The organism is Flavobacterium sandaracinum (assembly GCF_004349135.1).
GTDB classification, from domain to species: Bacteria; Bacteroidota; Bacteroidia; order Flavobacteriales; family Flavobacteriaceae; genus Flavobacterium; species Flavobacterium sandaracinum.
In genome coordinates, this window is sequence record NZ_SMFN01000043.1 from 1 (window position 1) to 5075 (window position 5075).

The window sequence follows — 5075 nt, forward strand, 5'->3', positions numbered from 1 at the left end:
CAGCTTCTTTTAATTTTGCCTCTAATTCGCTAATCAATTTTTGTTCTGCGGTTTGTTTTAAAATTCCATTACCAGGAAAACTACCAGATCCAAATTTATCGTAATCTTTACGCCATTTATACAGCATACTAACACGGATACCTAATTCTCTGGCTAATTCAGTAAGGTTAGATCGTTCATTACTCAATTCTACAGCTTTTATTTTAAACGCTGCGTCATAAATTTTTCTTTCTCTTGTCATAAGTTAAAATTAAGGTTTTTTCTCTTAACTCAAACTCCCAGCTAAATTAGTACATCCATACCATCTGCATCCGTTCGTTACATAAGATACGAGGGTATTGAAGCACTAACAGGTGTAAATCATAACGTTGTAAAGGACGTTCGATTTGAAAATAATATCCCAAATATTATCGATGAATTGAGAGCTTTCCTCAGAGCTTCCATTAAAGATTATTATTTTTTAAACATGGAAGATGGTAAGTTTAGGAAAGTACCTGAATACCCCGAAGAAGCTTGGCTAGAGGGTATCGTAAATGCCTTATGTCACCGTTCTTATAATGTACAAGGGAGTGCTATTTATATTAAACACTTTGATAACCGTTTAGAAATTAGTAATAGCGGACCTCTTCCAGCACAAGTGACTGTTGAGAACATAAAAACGGAACGTTTCGCTAGAAACCCAAGAATAGCCAGGGTTCTTGAAGATATGGGTTACATTAGACAACTAAATGAAGGAGTATCTCGTATTTATGAGTCAATGGAAAAATCAATGTTGTCTGTGCCCGAATATAAGCAAGAAAATGGGACTGTATATTTAACACTTAGAAATAAAATTAGCGAACACTCTAAAACCATACACAACTCAGTAGTTGAAACCGTTGAAAAAAATTGGGTTAATTATAATGCTACACAAAGAAGCATCCTTAATTATTTGTTTTATAATCACAAGGCGAACATAGAGGAACTTTCACAAGCTACCGATATAAATATTAATACCATACGTGGGTATGCAAACAAGTTTGTAGCAGATGGCATATTAGATCGATTGAGCGATAAACTACGTGATATAAATGCACCCTATGTGTTTAAGAAACTGTAGAAGTATTGTCATAATTTATTAAATGAGATTTAATACTTGTTGCCTTTAGTTAGCACATGTAAAGATTAAGCAAGGATGAATAGATGATAAACGAGGCTAGAATCAAGACTCAGTTATCATCATTTATAGGGCTTCGCTAGAGTTAAGCTAGGATATAGACATGATAAGCTAGGCTAGAATCAAGATTAGGGCTTCATTGTTTATAGGTCTTCCCAGAGGTTAAGCTAGGATGCTGGTGTATTAAGCTAGGCTAAAATAAAGATCTAGTCATCATTGTTCATAGGGCTTCACATAGGTTAAGCTAGGATGTAGATCTAATAAGCAATGTTCAGAGAAGACTTAATATCCATTGGAAATAAGGGTTCGCAGACATTAAGCAAGGATGTGCGAGTGTTAAGCTAGGACGGAACAAAGAACATAATAAAACAAGCAACAGTATATGTTGTAGAAAGGGTTAAACCATAAATAATACTTTCGAATATAGTTAATGATTATGAAAATACAATTTGATAGTGGATTAGGATACCAGCAAGAAGCAATAGATGCTGTAGTAGGTATCTTTCGAGGTCAAGATATTTGTGAGTCTAACTTTACCGTTTACTCACCAGAATTCTTGGCTAAACAACAAAATATAGAATTCACTGATATAGGTTACGGTAATAGATTGACTATTACCGAGGGGAATCTGCTGGAAAACATCCAAAATATACAACTGGGCAATGGTTTAAAGCCATCTGCCAAGAATGATGTAGATCGAAAAGCACTTGATTTCACTATTGAGATGGAAACAGGAACTGGTAAGACGTATGTATATCTCAGGACCATCCTTGAATCCTATGTCAAATATGGGTTTGCCAAACATATCATTGTAGTGCCGTCAATTCCTATCAAAGAAGGGGTGTATAAGTCATTACAAATCACGAAAGAACATTTAAAACAGTTGTATGATAATATCAATTACAACTTCTTTATATATGATAGTAGCAAGCTTAATCAAGTTCGGGACTTTGCCACCAATGACCGTTTGGAAATCATGGTAATTAACATTGATGCCTTTGCCAAGAGCTTTGAGAATCCTAGTGATATAAAGAAAACAGCTAACATCATTCATAGATACAATGACTCGTTAGGGTATAAGCCGTTAGATCTTATCAAGAATACCCACCCAATGATCATCATCGATGAGCCACAGACTACTATGAGTACACCACTCAGAAAGAAAGCAGTTCAGAGCTTAAATCCATTAGCAATTATTCGGTACTCAGCTACCCATAAAGAGAAGGTTAACTTGATGTATAAGCTAGATGCGGTAGATGCCTATGAGAAGAAGCTGGTAAAACAGATAGAAGTAGGTTCGGTCCAGACCGAAGGCGTAAATAACCAGGTCTACATTCGATTGATGGATATCAAAATCAGCAGAGGTTATCCTGTGGCTAAAGTAGAGCTGGATATCTTCAAAAATGGTGGTATTTCTAGAAAGGTGATTACGGTAAAGCAAAATGATGATTTGGAACAATTAACTGATAGATCTGAATATGAAGGTTATATAATAAAAGATATCCATGCAGCAGTAGGAGTCGAATACATTGATTTCACCAGTAAGGAAGATGTAATTAAACTGGGTGAGGCAATTGGTAATGTGGATGATAAGCAGATTAAAACAGCTCTAATTCGTAAGACTATTGAGGAACATCTGAACAAAGAACTGGTATTAAACCCACAAGGGATTAAGGTATTAAGCCTTTTCTTTATTGATACTGTTATTAAATACAGAATGTACGATGAGGATGGGATTCAAGCCAATGGTGAGTATGCTGAAATCTTTGAGAAGGAATATCTCAAACTAATTCGTAAACCAAAATATACCAGTTTGTTTAATGAAATAGCCGATGCGCAAATTTCCGCAAGTCATGTACATAATGGTTATTTTTCGATAGATAAAAAAAGCAAAAAGAGTAACTCTAAAGATAAATTTGAGTACTTCAAAGATACCAAGGGGAATACTAATGCGGATGAAGATACGTATCACCTGATCATGCGTGACAAAGAAATGTTATTGAGTTTTGATTCAAATTTGAGATTTATCTTCTCTCACTCTGCTCTAAAGGAAGGTTGGGATAACCCCAATGTATTTCAAATCTGCACATTAAAGGAAGCAGGGAATTCTGAAACAAGAAGAAGGCAGGAAATTGGTCGTGGACTGCGTTTATGCGTTAATCAGGCTGGTGAACGAGTACATGGTCACGAAGTAAATACCTTGACCGTAATGGCTACAGAATCCTATGTAGATTTTGTAGATAATTTCCAAAAAGAGATTGAAACTGAAACTGGGATTAGATTCGGTGTCCTAGCAGCACATAGTTTTGGCGACGTGGTGGTAGAAATTATAGATGAAGAAATAACGTATTTAGGGCAGCAAAAATCGGGTGAACTTTTTACTCACCTGCTTCAAAAAGGGTATATAGATGCTAAAGGCAAAGTACAAGATGCGTTAAGAATCGCTCTTAAAGAAGAGAGAGTTGAATTGCCCGAAGAGTATGCTGAAACACCACATATACTAAGTCAAATCATAAATACGCTAAAAGATACTGCTGGCAAGCTTGAAATTAAAGATGGCGCAAAGAAACAACTGGTTAAAGTAAATAAACGTATACTAGACAGTCCTGAGTTCAAAGAGTTATGGGAACGAGTGAAGTTTAGAACTACATTTTCCGTAGATTTTGATTCAGAAACATTGGTGAATGAATGCATTAATGCTATTAACAATCGGCTTAAAATAAATAGAGGAAAGTTAACTTACACGAAAGCTACCGTTACAATGAATGCTGGTGGTGCTGATACCGCTAACATTAAAACACAAACAGAAGTATTAAATAGTGAGGTGGAACGACTACCTGATATTGTGAGTTATCTACAAAATGAAACCCAATTGACCCGAAAGTCAATTGTTAAAATTCTAACTGGCACCAATAGACTTCCTTATTTCAAAATAAACCCTCAAAAATTTATTGAAGGTTGTATTGATATTATCAATGAACAGATGAGGTTGCATATCATAGACGGAATCCAATATAAGAAGATTGGTGATACAGAATACTACAGTCAAGAATTATTTGAAAATAAAGAGTTATTTGGGTATTTACAGTCTAACTTGAAGGGTAGTGAGAAGTCCCCATATGATTATGTGGTTTACGATTCTAAAATTGAATCAACATTAGCAACACAATTTGAAGAAAGTGATAATATATCGGTATATGCTAAACTACCAGACTGGTTTAAAATTGAAACACCACTAGGAACCTACAATCCTGACTGGGCAGTACTCTGGACAGATAGTGGAGAGGAAAAATTATTCTTCGTAGTTGAGTCAAAAGGTAGCACTGGATTATTTGACTTAAGACCAAAGGAACAAGCTAAGATAGATTGCGGTAAAAAACACTTTGAAGCTATTGGTGGTGAGATGATTGTCGCAAGTGATATTAGTGATGTTACGGAGTTTGCATTAAGTAGTTAGTATAGCTATCACTTGATAGAGATGGTGTAGAAAATAACGAACACTTACTAGAAAGTGTGAAATATAATAGAGGTTCGACTTTTTAGATAAAGTCGAACTTTTTTTTGTTATTAAGTATTGGTTGCTTTCTTGGTTAGGTACATCGTTATGGTAAATATGGTGATTGGATATGCAAATAAAAAGTGGAGTTTAAGTTAAGCGACATTTTTGTAATTATTGGTTTTAGTGTTAAATTCCATTATCGTCAGGTATTTCAAAGCTGAATGTCTTCTTTTTTGATTGTACCAGACTTCTATATATTCAAAAACTTGAAGTTTCATTTGCTCTTTAGAGATCAGTTTATTTCCATAAATTAATTCTGTTTTTAATGATTTGAAGAAGCTCTCAGCTACTGCATTATCCCAGCAATTTCCCGCTCTACTCATGCTTCGAGTTACCTTATATGAGTCTAAAACATTTGCA

Annotated in this window: 4 protein-coding genes; 2 read left to right on the top strand and 2 right to left on the bottom strand. The window is 35.0% G+C overall.

Annotation, left to right across the window (positions count from 1 at the left end):
- The coding region (locus E0F91_RS17365) for a transposase (protein WP_132066289.1) at positions 1 to 241 on the bottom strand (241 nt) is incomplete at its 3' end.
- A 225-nt stretch (positions 242 to 466) separates the two neighbouring features.
- On the opposite strand from E0F91_RS17365, the gene E0F91_RS17370 reads away from it, so the two are divergent.
- Positions 467 to 1099, top strand: a complete 633-nt coding sequence (locus tag E0F91_RS17370; protein ID WP_243698930.1) for an ATP-binding protein — start codon at positions 467 to 469, stop codon at positions 1097 to 1099.
- A 493-nt stretch (positions 1100 to 1592) separates the two neighbouring features.
- Positions 1593 to 4613: a type III restriction-modification system endonuclease gene (locus tag E0F91_RS17375; protein ID WP_132067617.1), complete on the top strand. Its 3021-nt coding sequence runs from the start codon at positions 1593 to 1595 to the stop codon at positions 4611 to 4613.
- Between the two features lie 194 nt (positions 4614 to 4807).
- Here E0F91_RS17375 and E0F91_RS17380 read toward each other — a convergent pair.
- Positions 4808 to 5075, bottom strand: a 268-nt coding sequence (locus E0F91_RS17380; protein ID WP_165930099.1) for an IS3 family transposase, incomplete at its 5' end; no start/stop codon positions are given.

What these genes read in the sequence shown, in the direction of transcription:
- E0F91_RS17370 (WP_243698930.1), top strand. Translation starts at nt 467, where the DNA reads ATGGAAGATGGTAAGTTTAGGAAAGTACCTGAATACCCCGAAGAAGCT.
- E0F91_RS17375 (WP_132067617.1), top strand. Translation starts at nt 1,593, where the DNA reads ATGAAAATACAATTTGATAGTGGATTAGGATACCAGCAAGAAGCAATA.